General features: G+C 46.2%; 13 protein-coding genes. 5 read left to right on the forward strand and 8 right to left on the reverse strand.

What is annotated here, in order from left to right; genetic code table 11:
* Positions 1–18: 18 nt before the first annotated feature.
* The 4 genes from AC5YB3_RS05615 to AC5YB3_RS05630 form a co-directional block, all read right to left on the reverse strand.
* On the reverse strand, positions 19–2325 hold the full coding sequence (locus tag AC5YB3_RS05615; protein WP_494526721.1) for a bifunctional diguanylate cyclase/phosphodiesterase: 2307 nt from the start codon (positions 2323–2325) through the stop codon (positions 19–21).
* On the reverse strand, positions 2315–2992 hold the full coding sequence (locus AC5YB3_RS05620) for a methylamine utilization protein (protein ID WP_012197474.1): 678 nt from the start codon (positions 2990–2992) through the stop codon (positions 2315–2317). The genes AC5YB3_RS05615 and AC5YB3_RS05620 overlap by 11 nt, the downstream gene beginning before the upstream one ends.
* 581 nt (positions 2993–3573) lie before the next feature.
* Positions 3574–6732, reverse strand: coding sequence for an efflux RND transporter permease subunit (locus AC5YB3_RS05625; RefSeq protein WP_494526722.1), 3159 nt, complete (start codon positions 6730–6732; stop codon positions 3574–3576).
* 13 nt (positions 6733–6745) lie between these two features.
* Complete coding sequence (locus AC5YB3_RS05630) at positions 6746–7984, reverse strand: efflux RND transporter periplasmic adaptor subunit (RefSeq protein ID WP_311898007.1); 1239 nt, start codon at positions 7982–7984, stop codon at positions 6746–6748.
* Between the two features lie 393 nt (positions 7985–8377).
* Here AC5YB3_RS05630 and AC5YB3_RS05635 point away from each other — a divergent pair, with 393 nt between their 5' ends.
* Positions 8378–9001 (forward strand): TetR/AcrR family transcriptional regulator, encoded by a 624-nt coding sequence (locus tag AC5YB3_RS05635; RefSeq protein ID WP_115334105.1) that lies wholly within the window; start codon positions 8378–8380, stop codon positions 8999–9001.
* A 109-nt stretch (positions 9002–9110) separates the two neighbouring features.
* Here AC5YB3_RS05635 and AC5YB3_RS05640 read toward each other — a convergent pair whose 3' ends face one another.
* A complete protein-coding gene (locus AC5YB3_RS05640; RefSeq protein ID WP_006086898.1) occupies positions 9111–9998 on the reverse strand; it encodes a LysR family transcriptional regulator in 888 nt (295 codons plus the stop codon).
* Positions 9999–10088: 90 nt separating this feature from the next.
* Between AC5YB3_RS05640 and AC5YB3_RS05645 the strand changes: the two genes are divergently transcribed.
* A complete protein-coding gene (locus tag AC5YB3_RS05645; RefSeq protein WP_006086899.1) occupies positions 10089–10523 on the forward strand; it encodes a PACE efflux transporter in 435 nt (144 codons plus the stop codon).
* A gap of 327 nt (positions 10524–10850) precedes the next feature.
* A complete protein-coding gene (locus AC5YB3_RS05650; RefSeq protein WP_413472002.1) occupies positions 10851–11675 on the forward strand; it encodes a substrate-binding periplasmic protein in 825 nt (274 codons plus the stop codon).
* A 28-nt stretch (positions 11676–11703) separates the two neighbouring features.
* Here AC5YB3_RS05650 and AC5YB3_RS05655 read toward each other — a convergent pair whose 3' ends face one another.
* Positions 11704–12594 carry a LysR family transcriptional regulator gene (locus AC5YB3_RS05655; RefSeq protein WP_071938372.1) on the reverse strand — a complete coding sequence of 297 codons (891 nt, stop codon included), beginning with the start codon at positions 12592–12594 and terminating at the stop codon, positions 11704–11706.
* Between the two features lie 140 nt (positions 12595–12734).
* Between AC5YB3_RS05655 and AC5YB3_RS05660 the strand changes: the two genes are divergently transcribed.
* On the forward strand, positions 12735–13991 hold the full coding sequence (locus tag AC5YB3_RS05660) for an adenylosuccinate synthase (RefSeq protein ID WP_006086902.1): 1257 nt from the start codon (positions 12735–12737) through the stop codon (positions 13989–13991).
* A gap of 171 nt (positions 13992–14162) precedes the next feature.
* Here the strand turns inward: AC5YB3_RS05660 and AC5YB3_RS05665 are convergent, their stop codons facing one another.
* Complete coding sequence (locus AC5YB3_RS05665) at positions 14163–15143, reverse strand: chemotaxis protein (RefSeq protein WP_006082671.1); 981 nt, start codon at positions 15141–15143, stop codon at positions 14163–14165.
* Between the two features lie 386 nt (positions 15144–15529).
* On the opposite strand from AC5YB3_RS05665, the gene AC5YB3_RS05670 reads away from it, so the two are divergent.
* Positions 15530–15961, forward strand: a complete 432-nt coding sequence (locus tag AC5YB3_RS05670) for a thioesterase family protein (protein WP_006086903.1) — start codon at positions 15530–15532, stop codon at positions 15959–15961.
* 445 nt (positions 15962–16406) lie between these two features.
* Here the strand turns inward: AC5YB3_RS05670 and AC5YB3_RS05675 are convergent, their stop codons facing one another.
* The gene (locus AC5YB3_RS05675) at positions 16407–17900 is read right to left on the reverse strand and encodes a putative bifunctional diguanylate cyclase/phosphodiesterase (protein ID WP_006086904.1); all 1494 of its coding nucleotides are present in this window, start codon (positions 17898–17900) and stop codon (positions 16407–16409) included.
* Between the last annotated feature and the right edge of the window lie 25 nt (positions 17901–17925).

Here is a 17925-nt window from a genome sequence, read left to right on the forward strand (position 1 = left end):
TTTCTTGGGCAAATTAACTTATGTGTCTGAGGGATTTGCATGGTTAAACGCTTCGAACCACAGATCAAATTCAGCCGCTTTTAAGGGTTTTGAAAACACATAGCCTTGGATGATGTCACAATTGAGGTTACGCAGGATTTCAACGCCCTCTGGTTCCTCAACCCCTTCGGCCACGACGGTAAACCCTAGGCCGTGGATCAACTGAATGCTCGTGTTTACTATCATCACATCTTGGCTATTCGTGAGCATGTCTTTGATAAAGCTACGATCAATCTTCACTTCATTGACGGGCAAAATTTTCAAATAAGCTAAGGATGAATGCCCTGTGCCAAAGTCATCGATGGCGACGGATACACCCATGTCACGGAATCGCTGCAATACGCTCACCACAGTCTGTGCATCTTTCATCACAGCGCCTTCGGTGACTTCGATACAGAGTGCGCCGCTTGGCAGATTATTATCTTTTAATAAACTAGCAATTTGATTCGGCAAGCGGGTATCGACTAAATCATGGGCCGACAGGTTAATGGCCAGTTTTAGCAGCATACCCCGCTGCTGCCATGCGACTAATTGTTTAATCGCCTGCTTCAACACCCATTGGCTGACTATATCAATGTTGCCAGAGTTTTCAGCGAGTTGAATAAACTCATCGGGCGGGATAAACCCTAAGGTTGGATGCTGCCAGCGGATCAGTGCCTCGGCGCCAGTACACTGATTTAAGTGTAAATCCACCTTAGGTTGAAACACGAGATAGAGTTGGTTTTGCGCCAAACCTATGGGTAAATCGCGGATAATAGTCAGCTCACGCTGGTATTTCTCATCGGCGCCCTGACGATAACTGACAATGCGTTGATCCTCGAGACAGGCTTGATTGAGGGCAATTTCGGCGCGGCGCACTAACACATCGATATCGGCACCGTTGCCATCGATTTCAAGTAATCCCGCCCGCACGGTAAGAGAGATATTTGAGCCTTGGATTGGAAATGGCGACTCCAACATATCCAATGATTTCAGCAAGTGCTCGGGACGAATACCTTGGCTATACAGGAGTAAAAATGAGTCGCCGTCTAATCGCGCGAGTAAATCTGGAGTGGGGGCTAATTGCTCTAAGCGACGGGCAAAAAGCAGCAACAAAGTATCGGCGTTAGCAAAACCGATAATGTCGTTGATATGGCGAAAATGTTTAATATCCAGCAATACCATAGCGCCGGATAGTTCATGTTTAAGATCCGCTAAATGCTGTTTTGCCGCAAAACGATTGAGCAATCCCGTCAAACTGTCGTGGCGGGATTGATAGACTAAATCCTTTTCCCGCGCTTCAATATCGTCGCGCATCAAGGACAAACTTTTGGCCAACACCCGCAGTTCTGCTGGCGCACCTTGAATACTGCCAGGCTGCTTACCTTGACCAATTTTACGGGCATAAGTTACCAGTTGATGCACAGGCTCAGTCAAACTGCCCGACAACCAAATTGCAATCACAATCGCCAGCGCTAAGGTCAAGGCAAAAATCAGCAACATATTATTGCGTAGATGCTGATAACTTTGCTGCCACTTAAGGTTTGACTGATGCAGTAGGGCTAATTGGCTGCCGTTATGATCATAAAGTTTGATCGCCATGGACAGATAATCCACGGGAATGTTCTCACTGGGCATTTTCAGTAGGCTGGGGAATAGGCTCGCTTGCTCTACCACACTGCGTTTTTCATCGTCGGATAAGGTTGACGCGATTTCGGTGCGACCCGTGGCTTGATTGACAAAGCTGACATCGATACCGGTAATGGCTTTAGCTTGTTGGGCGACTTTCTCATCCAATAGGAACCCCATTCCGACCCAAGCAATCAAGGTCGGCGCCTTCACGGGCTGCAACACAAACTGATAGCTGGCATGATCAAAATTGAGGATAGCTAAAGCATTGTTATTGCTGGTGGTCATATCGAATAAGGATTGAATGTCATCCTGAGTGAGTCCGGGTAGACTCGAGGTCAAGAGCTCTCCTTTTGGAGACAACAATACTGCAGCGTCGGCGCCGATACGAGAGCCGTGATTGGATAACACTGACTCAATGGTTTCTTGCTCGCCGGTGGCAATCGCGCGCTTAAAACCAAAATCGGCACTGAGCACGGACAAACTTTGGCTGAGCTGAATACCGCGATTCGAAAGGACTTCGAGAAACACATTGGCACCAATATCTAAACTTTTTTGTTGTTGTAAAAAGTTGTCCCTTTCGGTCGCCGTCAATACGGAAAATGCCGTGGCAAACTGCACTAGAGTCAGCACAATAAAGAAAACTAAAATCAGCCGTGCGCGAAAACTATTTAGCATGTAATGGCTTGCCTTGAGCATCGTAGTGGCCAAATCCCGACGGCGGGGCTGACGGTTTAGCTTGGCGTTCAATGTCTAAGGACAAACTGAGTTGATTCGCGCCAGTGGTTAACATTAGCTCAGTCGGCTCGGAGGCCGCCTTCTGCCATGGATGCCAGAGTTTGACTTTATATTGACCGGCCGTAAGATCCTTAAACTGGATCTCACCTTTTTCGTCCGTCACCGCAACAATTGGGCTATCCGCCACATAGATAAATGCCTGCATATAATCGTGAATATTGCAGCCAAGTGCGACTAAGCCGGGTTTATCGAACTGAATCGGCGCTTCGGCTTGACCCACATACAGTTTAAGTTCGAAAGGTTTCGCCTCGGAAAAGGAATACACATGGTGACGAGTGCGATCTAGATTAGGAAAATCCACCTTGGCGCCCTTAGGGACCGCCAACACAAAAGGGATAAAGGTTCGATTTTTTTGTGACATTTCATAATGTCCAACAGGCATAGCCTTATCGGGCATCACTGCTGGGATCAACTCCACGACAGTATCGGCAATCACCTGCTGCTGTAAATCCACCAGCTTAATATTGAGCTCAGCGGCCATGACTTGAGGCGTCAGAGAGGCAGAAACACTCAGAACTAGAGCAAATAAAGCGCGATTTAAGATCATCAGTTACCTCGGGCATAGTGATGCAAGGTCAACAAGTACCTTAGCTGAGTACGGCGTAAAACAAACTATTTTTATTCGTGTAGCATTGTACATCACTAATATATCGAATATTCCATTGGAACCTATAGAAGAGCGCCAAAACAGTAATCATTCTAATCGTCCAACTGCCATTACGCACGAAAGTGACCACAAACAATGGATAAACAACATCATACACACATTTAAAGCACGGATAACCACAAGCGTTTAAATCGACTATAGCGCTTACTGAGATCAAATATCACTGCGAGCTGATTGGCTGAATAAAACAGTTGAATCTAATCAACATAGGCCTGCCATGCATAATAAGCAATGTAACTAACACACTGCTCTGGCAAATGACCTTTTGTTGTTCATCAGCAATTAAAACAAGCCCATATGCTTCTGGCTCTATCCATCTTTGACTGTAACTTTGCCGGCAATCTAATCTCAACTTATCCCAACTAAAGATAGTCAGGTTTCATATTTTTCGCCGTGAACACACAAAAAAGCCTACTTTATGTAGGCCTTTTGTACACATTTATCCATCGCGGGAAACAAGCTTAACTGACGGTTAGCTCTTTTTGCTCTTCGGCTTTTTTACTGCCTCGCTTTGCCAGTGCGTAGTAGAACAATGGCGTTAGGATAAGACCAAACACAGTCACCCCAATCATACCGGCGAATACTGCTACGCCCATGGCTTGACGCATCTCGGCGCCAGCGCCAGTGGAGAACACCATAGGCACGACTCCCATAATAAAAGCGATGGAAGTCATCAAGATAGGACGTAAACGTAATCTTGCTGCCTCTAATATCGCATCCATAGGTGCCATACCGTGATCTTGTTTCTCTTTTGCGAACTCGACAATCAAGATAGCATTCTTGGTCGCGAGTCCCACCAGCACTATCAGGCCAATTTGGGTGAAGATATTGTTGTCACCACCGTAAATTAACACTCCACTGAGGGCTGAGAGCAAGGTCATTGGAATGATTAAGATAATCGCCAATGGCAGACTTAAGCTCTCGTACTGGGCAGCGAGTACCATGAACACCAGCAAGATCACCAGCGGGAAGACTAACAAGCCCGTATTGCCCGCTAAGATTTGCTGATAAGTTAACTCAGTCCATTCGTAGGTCATACCATTTGGCAGCGTTTCGGCGAGGATTTTCTCAATCGCTGCCTGCGCTTGGCCAGTACTCACACCTGCTGCTGGGCCACCGTTGATTTCAGCGGTCGTAAAGCCGTTATAGTGCATCACTCTGTCTGGGCCTGAGCTTTGGCTGACGTTGATAAACGACCCTAACGGGATCATATCACCATTCAGATTCGGCACCTTCAGCTGACTTATCTGCTGCGGACTTTGACGGAACGCCTCATCGGCTTGCATATTCACCCGATAGGTTCGACCGAAACGATTGAAATCGTTAACATAGGTCGAGCCCATATAGGTTTGTAATGTCTGGAAGATTTGCTCGAGCGACACTGCCTGCTGTTTCGCTTTAGTTCGATCAATATCCAGTTCAAGTTGAGGCACGTTCACCTGATAGCTAGAGAAAATTCCGGCTAATTGAGGATCGGCCCACGCCTTGTACATCACTTGTTGGGTCACCTGATACAAGGCCTCATAACCAAGGTTGGCTCTGTCTTGAATTTGCAGACGGAACCCTCCTATAGTACCGAGGCCTTGCACAGGTGGCGGCGGGAAGATGGCAATAAATGCGTCTTGAATACCAGCAAACTCTTTATTCAATTGTCCAGCAATGGCATTCGCCGACAGTTCTGGACTCTTACGCAATTCAAAATCATCAAGCGCGACAAACACAACGCCTGAGTTAGGACTATTAGTAAAACCGTTGATGCTAAGGCCTGGGAAGGCAATAGAGTGCGCCACACCAGAGTGATTAAGGGCAATCTCAGACATCTTTTTGATAACGGTATCAGTACGTTCAAGGGAAGCCGCATCGGGCAACTGAGCAAACGCCACTAAATACTGTTTATCTTGACCCGGTACATAACCCGTTGGTGTATGAGCAAATTGCACGCCCGTTAGCGCTACCATGCCTAAATACACTAGGCCGATAATGCCGCCAAAACGGATCACTTTACGCACTAACCAACCATAGCCATCGGATGCTCGGCTAAATAAGCGGTTAAAAGGCGTGAACAACCAACCACCGAGCAACTTGTCCATTAGACGGGTTAAACCATCCTTCGGTGCATCATGGCTCTTGAGCAATAACGCGGACAATGCCGGACTCAAAGTGAGTGAGTTAATCGCCGAGATAAAGGTCGAAATAGTGATAGTCAAGGCAAACTGTTTATAGAACTGCCCAGTTAAACCACTCATAAACGCCGTAGGAATAAACACCGCCGCCAGCACTAAGGTGGTTGCCACAATCGGGCCTGTCACTTCTTTCATCGCCTTTTGCGTTGCCGCAACAGGGCTTAAACCAGCGGCAATATTACGCTCGACGTTTTCGACCACCACAATTGCATCGTCCACCACAATCCCGATGGCGAGCACGAGTCCAAACAGCGACAGGGCGTTAAGTGAGAAGCCGAGCAAATGCATAAAGGCAAAGGTACCAACTAACGATACAGGCACAGCCACCAGCGGAATAATTGAAGCGCGCCACGTTTGCAAGAACAGCACTACCACTAACACCACCAGCAACACGGCTTCAAGCAAGGTTTTCATCACCGCCTCAATCGAGCCGCGCACGAACACGGTTGGGTCATAAACGATTTCGTACGTTAATCCTTCGGGGAATCCTTTAGACAGCTCAGCCATTTTGGCGCGCACATCATCGGAAATCTGAATCGCATTTGAACCCGATGCTTGGAACACTGGAATCGCCACGGCATCTTTGTTATCCAGCAGTGAGCGCAACGCATAACTCGTCGCACCCAGCTCGATACGAGCCACATCCTTCAAACGATTCACTTCACCGTTTTGACCGACTTTGATGATGATATCTTCAAATTCAGACAGTTCAGTTAAACGGCCTTTCACGTTAATCAAGAGTTGGAAGTCAGCACTACCACTTGGCTGAGCGCCTAAACTGCCCGCTGCCGCCTGTTGGTTTTGCTCACGCACGGCAGCAATAATGTCCGCAGGTGATAAACCCAGAGCAGAAACTTTATTCGGGTCGAGCCAAATACGCAGGCTGTATTCCCCAGCGCCAAACAAGCGTACCGCGCCCACACCTTTAATCCGTGCGAGCTCATCTTTAACGTTCAGCGCCGCATAGTTAGACAAATACAACATGTCATAACGGTTATCCGGTGACAGCAAATGCACCACCATGGTCAAGTCTGGCGATGACTTTTCGGTGACTATGCCTAAGCGTTGCACTTCCTGCGGCAGACGCGGCATAGCGCGATCGACTCGGCTCTGCACTTGGGTTTGCGCCCTGTCTACATCTGTGCCAATGGCAAAGGTGATGGTCAAGGTCATGCGTCCATCGGACGTCGCTTGCGATGACATGTACAACATGTCTTCGACGCCGTTGATTTCCTGCTCCAGTGGCGAAGCCACGGTTTCGGCAATCACTTTAGGGTTAGCGCCTGGGTAGTTAGCGGTAACTACGACTGTGGGCGGCACAACTTCAGGGTATTCAGTGATCGGCAGTTGCCAAACGGCAATCGCCCCTGTGATAAAGAACAGCAGTGAGAGTACGGCTGCAAATATCGGTCTTTTAATGAAAAACTGCGACAACATGGTGTTCTATTCCTTAACCGCGGCTAGCCGTTTCGACCGCTTGCGCCGTCAAAGTATCTTGGTTTTTATCGAGCAATAACTGGGCTTGGCGTAATGCTTCAAGCTTGTCGCTATCAACCATTTCAACCATGTGCGGATCAATTTGCATCTTAGGCCGCACACGCTGCATACCGTTGACTACAATCTTGTCTTCGGCCTTCAAACCTTGGGTCACGATGCGCAGTCCTTGGACTTTCTCGCCTAAGGTCACGCCGCGATATTCAACTAAACCATCGGCGCCCACCACTAACACAAACTTATTATTCAGATCTGTGCCAACGGCTTTATCGTCAATCAAGATACCTTCATAAGCGCCACTACCTGCAGTGCGAAGGCGAGCAAACAAGCCAGGCAATAAGCTATTGTCTTCATTGTCAAAAGAAGCTCTCACGCGAATGGTGCCGGTTTGCTTATCCATCGCATTATCCACAAAGTCGACCATACCGATATGTTGATAATCACGTTCATTAGCTAAAGCCATGTACACAGGGTTGTCGCCAGCGCGGGGATCGTTACGTTTCTTCTCGGCCGTTAATTTCACGTATTTAAGATAGGTTTGCTCATCCACATCGAAATAGGCATACATGCTGGCGGTAGAGACTAAGCTGGTCAGCACACTCTGCCCTGCGGTGACATAATTGCCCGCGGTGACATTCGCGTAGGACACGCGGCCATCAATTGGTGCTTGCACTTGGGTATAAGCTAAATCAAGCTCGGCGCGCATCAGGGCCGCTTTCACCGAGGCCACTGCAGCCGCGGTCTGGCGTTTGTTTGACTCACGGGTATCGAGTAACTCGGCAGACACCGCTTTTTGGTCAAACAGTTTATGGGCTCGTTCAAAGTCATTTGTGGCCAGTTGCTCAGCAGAGAGTGCGCTAGCAAGATCTGCTTTTAACCGGGCCACTTCCACTTCAAATACGCTCGGGTCGATGCGGAATAACACGTCGCCTTTTTTCACTAAGGCGCCTTCTTTAAAATTCACTGAGTCGATATATCCAGATACACGCGGGATAAGGGTGACACTTTCTGGCGCCTGTAAACGGCCGGTAAACTCATCCCATTCGGTCACTCGCTCATGCAATACTTGGGCTACATCCACCATAGGCGCACTTGGTGCTGGTCCCTGCTGCGCTGTTTGCTCACCACAAGCTGACAGAACGAAAGCGGCCACAGCCGTTAACATCATTATTCGTAAGGGTTTATTGCTCTTCATATTACTATCCTCAAAGTGGCGGGCATGTCACGCTGTTCGAACCACACACATTTAAATACCGACTGGTAAAAAATATTCTGTACTGGACGGTAATATATAGCGTAAAATGACTCTGTCAACAAATTTATGTACCGATTGGTATTAAATTAAAGGCGCGCACTGATCTTTACTTTGCAATGCGCCCTTAGGCGGAAAGCCACTAATTTGATCTTCAAAGCATTTTTTTGAATATTGAGGCGAACGCTGACTGACACGGATTGAATGCTGAACTTAGGTGACACCTTGGATGACTAAGTAGACAAATCCCCTTAGTCGGTCATCAGTCAGCAAGTGTGGCTGGACACGGACTAAACCCATGTCTATCCTAGGGGCAATTGAGAATTGAGGAGCCTAATGATGTCAACCGTCACCCCGACGCCCTGTGTAGGTCGCCCACGTGCCTTCGACACTGACGATGCATTAGCCAAAGCCTTAGAGGTCTTCTGGCGCAAAGGTTTTGAAGGTACATCGTTAACCGATTTGACCCAAGCTATGGGCATTAATAAGCCAAGCCTTTATGCCGCCTTCGGCAATAAAGAACAGTTATTTCTCAAAGCGATAGAATTATATGAACAACGCCCCTGTGCGTTTTTCTATCCCGCGCTGGAGCAGAAAACCGCCTATCTAGTGGTCGAGTCAATGCTGCTCGGGGCCGCGAGCTCTTTGGTGGATAAAAGCCATCCGCAGGGATGTTTGATTGTTCAAGGGGCATTAACCTGCAGTGAAGCAGGGCAAGCGATTAAAGACACTTTGATTAATCGTCGCCGCGACGGTGAAATCGCTCTGTGCGAAAGATTGCAACGCGCCAAAGATGAAGGGGATTTGCCCGCAGATGCCGAGCCGTTACTGCTTGCCCGTTATGTCGGCACAGTATTGCAAGGCATGGCCGTACAAGCGACCAGTGGGATTTGCCCGAATGAATTACGCAAAGTCGCCGAGCTAGTGCTCGCTAACTTTCCGCGCAATGATGAGTCCTGATCCATAAATCCTAATGCACAAATCCTGATGCGCACAAACAATAAACCCCAGTTGAGTTCTCACTTAACTGGGGTTTTATTTATGCTTTGCTTTATTTCTGTCCAACCATTTACTTCTGCACAACCAAGAGTTCTCTAAACAGTTGTCTGAGTCGTTTCAATAATGGCAGGCTGCTTTTATCTTGATGCTGGATCACATCGACGTTTGCATACCAGCCTATCTGCTCAAACTCTATGGGGACCCGAGTCAAGTTGCCCGATAAAACTGAGCTGGATGCCATGTGCTCTGGTAACAGACACCAACCATGGCCCTGTAATGCGAGCTCCAATAACACATAATAGTTATCGGCATACCAAACATCAGGACTGAACGCCTGCTGAAAACTGCTGGTTTTAGTATTACGTGAGCGGATGCATAATTGTCGATACAGTCGCAATGAGTCCATGTTCGGTGCAACTGATTTCGCTAAGGGATGCGAACTCGCCACATAAAGATCGAATTCAATCACACCAATACTCTCAAAATCTATACTACTTGGCATAGATAATTCGCTAAAAATCAGTCCTGTAGATGCTCTTCCCGAATGTACCATGTCGATAATATCTATGCTTGAGGCACTGAGAAACTCAAGTTCGATATTAGGGAAATCACTTTCTAACAACTGAATAATTTCCGATATTCTCTGTATCGGAATGCCTTCATCCATCGCAAGGCACACTTCTGAAGATTGACGACTAAAAAGCGATAAGGCGGTATGTTTGAGTCTTCGATGTTGAAGAATCGTCGCTCTTGCGTAGGGCAATAATTTACTGCCTTCGGCCGTTAATACCGGATAACGACCCGAACGGTCAAATAACTCAACCCCACAGTCAATTTCAAGATTCATCACATGCTGGCTAATCACGGACTGTGCTTTCTTAAGTTGCCTTGCGGCATTCGAAAATGAACCAGATTCTACGGTTTCCATAAAGGCTTCGAGTTGTTCGAGACTAAACATATCGCTTTTACCGATACTATCTAACTATTACTTATCCCTATACTAGATAAAATTATGGCCATAGTCACATTGAATGAATGGGAAATAGCCATGAAAACGACAGAACGTATCTTTAACGCCTTACTCTTTGAAGCGATTGCACTCGCGATTATTATCCCTGTTTCTGCCCTCATATCAGGCAAGGGAACCAGTGAGCTTGTCATAGTCGGTATCGCTTTGAGTCTTTATACCGTGGTGTGGAACTACTTCTACAACCTAGGATTCGACAGAGTATTTGGGGCAAATCGAGAGCAACGCACTTTAAAAACCCGAATACTGCATACCTTTGGATTTGAAGGGGGACTTATTTTCATTAGCATACCGACCATCGCTTGGTTTTTACAGATAGGCTGGTTGGCAGCCATGGGATTAGAAGCAGTTTTTTTGATCTTTTTCTTCTTTTACAGCACCCTATTCCATTGGTGCTATGACAAGTATCAGCCCTATAAGACTTGGTTTACGATGCAAGCCACCAAGGTCAAATAGCCCAGCCAACATCAACACAACACACCATCAAACGAACCTCACTAAGCACTTTAGCGGTTCGTTTGATAGCAGTTTTGAAACCTATCCATTTCAATTTCTTCTAATCAGCAGAAAAGCTAAGCCAGAATATTCGTTGCCCAGCGCAAAAAACCACTTAAACACAGTAAACAAAAGTAATAGACCCGCACACAGTGAACTGAGGCTGTTGAAAGATCCTATAAACATCACAAAAGTACTCGCTATCAATAATTAATATTCAAATCATTAGTCTAGATATAATTCTTTATGCTATAAAAGCCATATATTAAGCAGGGAGATGGAAGCAAAATGCGTGTAGGGAACAGAGTGAGGCTCAGGATGCAGCAGGCATTAAATTTGCCATCAGCATTAATACTTAGCATCGTTTTATTACTCGCATCCATGGCTTACAACATGGCATTCGCCCAAGAAATCAATGCCGTGCCCGCAGAATCGCAGCCTCAGGCGATAACCTTAGCCGCAGAAGACAGTTGGCCGCCCTTTGCCAATCAATTCGGCCAAGGCATTTCCCATCGTTTAATCCAAGCCGCCTTTAAACAATCGCATATTGAAGTAAATAGCTTAGTCGTGCCCTATTCTCGCGCCTTGATGATGGCAGAAAAAGGCGCCGTAGACGGGGTATTTAACGTCACCCGCGAGAACAGCACTGAACAGCGCTTCATCTTCGGTAAAACCCCATTATTTATCGCCACTGCATCTTTTTATCAGAAGAAACAGAAGCCTATTTTGGCTGACAATAAATGGGCGCTACCTAAAGGCACGGTTATTGGGGTGATTAAAAGCTATGAGTATGGCGATGATTTTCCCAAGTTAGTCAAACAGCAACAGCTCAATATCGTCACCGTCGCTAATCAGCAGCAGCTAATCAATTTATTGTTGATTGGCCGCATAGATGCTGCATTGATGTTTGACTTAGTCGCCAAGGAGAACCTGAAAAAAATGGGCGTGGATGATGACGTCATTCCAGTATTTGCTAACCACAGCAGCGATATTTTTTTGGCATTCTCGAAGGAAAACCCACAGGCACAGACCTTAGCGACCCAACTCGATGCGGGCTTATCACAGCTAAAAGCCACAGGCCAATACGAAAAATTACTCTTAGTCGCTGACTAATCCCCTACCGCTGCAAGCGAATGATAGATTACCGCTGCGAGCGAATGATCTCTTGATTCACCCAATATAATAGCTGCTTGATGGCCTTAGACAGGATCTGATTCTGGCGCACAATATAACCCAAACTTGTTGTAGGAAATTGTGGCAGCGGAGTGACTTTAGTAGTCAAATTCGCCTTAGTATAAACCGAAAACTCCGGCACGATCGCCACCCCAAACCCCGCCTCGGCCCAATCGATTTGCGCGTCAACACTGCCCACCTCCATAATTCGGTAATTCGGCAAACTCAGCGACGGCAGTGCGGGGTCCAGCAATTCACGGGTTCGCGTATCGTGACCCAGTAGAATTAACGTCGGTTGCTCAGCCAAGGGCGTATCCACAGAGAGGTTTGCCTGCTGCCATTGCTGTAAATTGTCCCCTATTGCACACCATTTAATCTGCTGTAACTCAGTAAAATGAAGCGGCTGACTCTCCTTTTGCGCGATCACAAACCCTAAATCGGCCTCAGCATTTTTCACCAGTTCAGAAGCTTGGGATGATGTGGTATTGAGCAGCGAGAAATCGATCCCCGGAAACTCCGCCTTAAAGAGCTGAAACGGCTGGATCAACAATAACCGCGAGATAATGTCGCTGGCGGCAATGGTCAAGGTGCCCTGACTAAGGTCGTTAATCGCATTGAGATCCGCCTGACAAATTTGCAGCTCCATTAACGTTTTCTGACTGCTCTCTAACAGGCGAAATCCCGCTTGCGTTAATCGAAAGGGATTACGGTCAATCAGCTTGACTCGAGTGCTTTGCTCTAACTGCTTAATATGCAAGCTAACATTGGGCTGCGTCATGTGCAGCGCCGTGGCCGCTTTGCCAAAATGCTTATGTTCAGCCAAAGTCACAAAGGTCTTTAACCAATGGATATCGAGCATAAAACCTCCTTTTGCTGCGTGTTAGCGTTAATTATAGCCAATGATATATGAAATCCTTATTGAGATGATAACCATAATTAATTTCTCTTATTCAAATGACGGGTCTAGCATAGCGTCTTAATCAATGAGGAGATGTTGTTATGCCGTCGATCGTGGTTGTGGGTGCAAATTGGGGTGATGAAGGCAAAGGCCGCATCGTAGATTATTTAGCCGCGGATGCCGCTGCCAGTATTCGCTTTCAAGGCGGTAACAACGCCGGACATACCGTAGTCAACGACTATGGCACCTTTAAATTACACCAATTACCAAGTGGCATTTTCAACCCTAACTGCATCGCAGTATTAGGCCCTGGCATGGTCATCAGCCCTGAAAAGCTCAGCATAGAAATTGCTGAAGTACAAGCGACCGGTGTTGACGTCAAGTTATGCATTTCTGACCGTGCGACCCTGTGCTTACCTTTGCATGCATTAGAAGATACCTTAGAAGAACAACGTCTTGGCGATTTAGCCTATGGTTCAACCCGTCAAGGGATTGCACCTGCCTATGGTGATCGCGTGATGAAAAAAGGCATTTTAGTCGGCTGGTTAAACCAACCTGAAGTGCTGCAAGAACGTATTCAATTTATGCTCGACTGGAAAATGCCACAATTAAAGGCACTTTATCCAAGCTGCGATTTTAATCAAAGCGCCGCTGAAATGACCGCATGGTTGTTAGAAGTGACAGCGCCATGGCGTCCATTTATTTGTAATGTGACTGAGCCATTAAAAGCATTACAAAAACTAGATGCAAGCTTACTGTTTGAAGCGCAATTAGGTGCTGGCCGCGACTTAGTCTACGGCGAATATCCTTATACCACCTCATCAAACGTGACTGCGGCTTACGCAGGTATCGGTAGTGGTTTACCTGCGCTGCGCCCTGAGCGCGTGATTGCTGTGGCGAAAGCCTTTAGCTCATCTGTGGGTACTGGCACTTTAGTGACGGCTATGGAAGAGCAAGACGCCTTCCGTGAAAACGCCAATGAGTTTGGTGCAACCACAGGCCGTCCACGTGACATGGGTTACTTCGACGCTGTTGCCACCCGTAATGGTGTGGAGCTGCAAGCGGCAACTGAAATTGCCCTGACTAAGATTGATTGCCTGTCAGGCATGAAAGATCTGAAAATCTGCGTAGCCTATGAAGGTGAGCACACTGAGAACCCAATTTGGCCACAAACTGCCGCGTTGAGCCCAGTGTATGAGCAAATGCCAAGCTGGAGCGAAGATATTACCGGTTGTCGCACCTTCGAGAGCCTGCCAGTGGCAGCACAACACTATGTTGAACGTATTGAAGCCCTAATGGGTGTGCGCGTTAGCATGGTTTCTGTTGGACCTGAGCGCGATCAAATGATCATCCGCTAGTCGCGAAGTTTACCCTACAAAAAAGCCATATTCGCTTCGGTGAATATGGCTTTTTACTTTTATATCATTTGTCATTTGTCATTTAAGAATCTCTCAAGACGCTGGTAGCTGGATTGATATATCTAGTACTAAGTATTTGATACTCAAAGATCGCAGCGTAATGAAATGGCATTACTCTTCGAATACGTATTTATCTATCATACCGACCATACGGCCAATTTCAGGTTTAGTAATAGTGTCATTTGCCCCCAATGCCATCGCCTTTGTGCGGTTATCCTCGCTCATTAGGGAAGAAAACATCACAATCGGCATTTGTTGGTATGCCTTGGATTCTCTTAATCGTTTAACCAGATGCATCCCATCCATGCGAGGCATTTCAACGTCCGTGATAACAGCACTGACAAAATCAGAAATAGAGGCATTATCTTGCTCAGCCAGGCTCTCAAATTCCATTAGCATTTCAAGAGCATCACCACCATCTTTAGCGGTGATAATGTTGTAGCCTGCGCTGCGGAGCGTATTTTCAATCATTTTGCGAATGAAGGCTGAGTCATCGACGATTAAAATCGTTTTCGCTTCACGTTTTGCCAGCATTTTGTCATTAATCAGCACACTCCTATCGAGCGTGACATCGTACTTATCCATACTCAGTTCAGGATTGATATCGGCAATAATTTTCTCAAAATCCAATATCATAATCAGCATGCCATCACGGCGAACCACAGCAACGACACAATCATTTTCACCAGCTTCTAAAAATTGACTCGGTGATTCAACTTGCTCCCACGACACACGATGAATGCTACGAACGCTATCTATTAAGAAACCATTAATCATCTTATTAAAATCAGTGACGATAACGACTTTGTGAGTTAAATCCTCCGGTGTAGAGATCCCGAGCCAACCGGCAAGATCGACTAAAGGGATCAGCTTTTCTCGCAACGAGAACACCCCCACCATGTGCGGCTGAGCATTGGGGTAATCAGAGGTTTCTGGCACCCTAATCACTTCCCTCACTTTGGCGACATTGATCCCGTAATGACACACTTTATGGCCACCGTTAGGGAGTATCTTATGCAGATGAAACTCAATAATTTCGAGTTCATTTGTGCCACTTTCGGTCAATATTTCTGATTTTTTTATTTCGCTCATATAAAGCTCTCAACCTAGCAAATCAACTTAAGAAAGGTATTCCAGCTATCAGTATAGGAAGGGATTAATGATTTAGGCACGCACTTAGACACGATAGTGTGATTTTACTGCCTGATTAGCGTGATATTTCTTGAGCATGGGTTGCTCAGAGACTTACTTTTATCGATAAAATAGGAAAACGTCCCATAATCAAATCTCATTGCTTTTTCAGTAGTCACATTTCAATTATGATCAAGCTCACCCTGCCTGCTGCCAACCTCAAATAGCCTTTGCGCTACACAACCGCGCTTTTGTATCTCTGTTTTAAAGGTTTTTTAGAGGTTTTGTTTAAAGAGATAAGCCGCTAAACTATTGCGCAATAAAACTATCTAAAATAGCCGTAACCCATGCCGCAATTTAGCCCGACCTTCTCCTTCCCAGTGCAAATCTACTATGAAGATACTGATTTTTCTGGCGTGGTGTATCACCCTAACTTTTTGAAATACTTCGAGCGTGCCCGCGAGCATGTGATTGGTGCCGAGCGTTTAAGTGCGTTGTGGCAACAAAACCAACTGGGTTTTGCTGTGTATCGTAGCGATATGCTGTGCCATGACGGGGTGGAGTTTGCCGATATTATCGATGTGCGCACTAAGTTTTACTTTGAGAGTAAGTACCGCACTGTGTGGCAGCAGGAGATTTGGCGTCCACAGGGTAAAAAGCCTGCGGTCACGGCAACAATTGAGATGGTATGTATGAATAAAGCCCGCCAACTAGCGCCTATGCCGGCAGATTTAATTGCCGTCTTAAGTCAGGGTTTTGTCTCAAATGAACAAAACTAATATTCTTACATAACCTTAACTCGGGATAACGAGTGTCGAAAAATCAAAATTTAACAAACTAAATCAATGCTATAAATGATTAGTTTTAAATGAAAAATCTATTTTATGACTGAATGCGCAGATTTTTGCGCATATCAAGGCGCTCTGTCGTACGCCATAGCGAGCTATGGTTAGACAGTGCAACGCAGAGAGGTCCGAAAAGATGCCTATTCAGCGGCTCTGCTTATCCCGAGCTCAGGTTACATACACTTGCACGCGCGATTTCCTGAGCTGACTTTCGACATAAGCGTAAGCGGCGATTACAAATAGTAGCTGTTACAAAAGTGACTGCAACAAAAGCCTCTGCAAAACCACTTCAAACAACGGCAACTTGAAAAGGTGAGTTAGCAATACACTAAGGCTCTGTTGAGCAGCCTTAGTGACCGTGGGTTAATGAGCATTGGGTTTACATGGCGTTATGCAGCCGGGCCCAGTTCATTTCCAGTTCTGCAGCTCTCATGGGCTTAGCATAATACATACCTTGTAGGGTATCGACGCCCATATCGACGAGTATCTCTCTGATTTCAGGGGTTTCAATTCCTTCGACAGTCACCTCATAACCGAGTTTTTTAGCAATATTAATACTGGCTTCGAGGATATATTCCGACGGTTTATCCTGCTCAAGATCCTTTAAAAAGGCTTTATCGATTTTGACTTCATTGACGGGTAGATGCTTCAAGTAAGCCAGTGAAGAATGACCGGTACCAAAATCATCAATTGCGAGCCTCACCCCTAACGCACGAATTTTATCTAAGGTTTCGACCGCCTTAGTTAAATCCGCCATTAAGGTACTTTCAGTAATTTCAATCATTAAGGATTCTGGCGGAAGTTTGTAATGCGCCAATCTCGCCGCAATTTCTTGGGGCAAGGTTTCACTGTCAAGATCCCGTGTTGATAGGTTGACTGCGACGCACAATTGTATCCCTGCCGCACGCCATTTTGCTTGCTGTGCTAAAACCTGATCGAGTGCCCATTGGCTCACTAAATCAATCATGCCGGCATATTCGGCTAAAGGGATAAACTCACCAGGAGAAATAACCCCAAGTTCGTCGTGTTCCCAGCGCATCAAGGCTTCAACCTGAAAACACCTTCCCGTCGCAATATCCTGTTTCGCTTGATACACCATATAGACTTGATTGCGTTGCAAACCTTTAGGCAAGCTATCGATAATTCTCAGTTCTCTTAACTGTTGAATATCATCATTCTCGGCATAGTAAGCAATCGCGCTACGAGAGTGACGGGCTTTCTTCAGCGCCAAATCGACGCGACGTAACATCTGACTCGTGTCGGCGTGGTGTTCTTGTAAATGCACACAACCGATTTGAAGTTTAACGCTGACTGGCGTGTTCTTAATGCTAAAAGGCACCTGTAAACGGCCTCTTAAATGAATGAGTTGCTCCTCAGTCAACGCTTGCTCGTAATATAGGCAAAATTCATCACCATTGAGCCGTGCGATTAACCTTGGGGATAAACTTAAGCTGTTTAACCGTTCCGCAAATTGCTTTAGCAGGATATCGCCAAATACAAACCCAAAGAGATCATTCACATAGCGAAATCGATAAATATCAATCAGCACTAATGTCCCTTGAGTCAGCGGCATCATGGAGGTCAGCGCACGTTTAAGGCCTACACGGTTCACTAGTCCAGTCAACTTATCTTTACCTGCGCTTGCGGGTAAGGCCTTCAATAATTCATCTAAGGTATGGTAGAGAGGCGCAAACTCTTGGGGAACCGTGCCAAGGTCTAATGCTTGGCGTTCAATCTTTTGTTGCTCTAGCTGGAGACAAAGCTGTGCTAAGAATTTTTGCTGTGACCGTTGCGATCTATATTTTGCCTGCAGTATGTATAATGAAAATATCAATAAAATGAGAGAAGCAACAACTAACCCGATTTCGAACATACCTTGGCCTCTGCTTTACCGCGTA

This window comes from Shewanella sp. 1311, assembly GCF_059338235.1.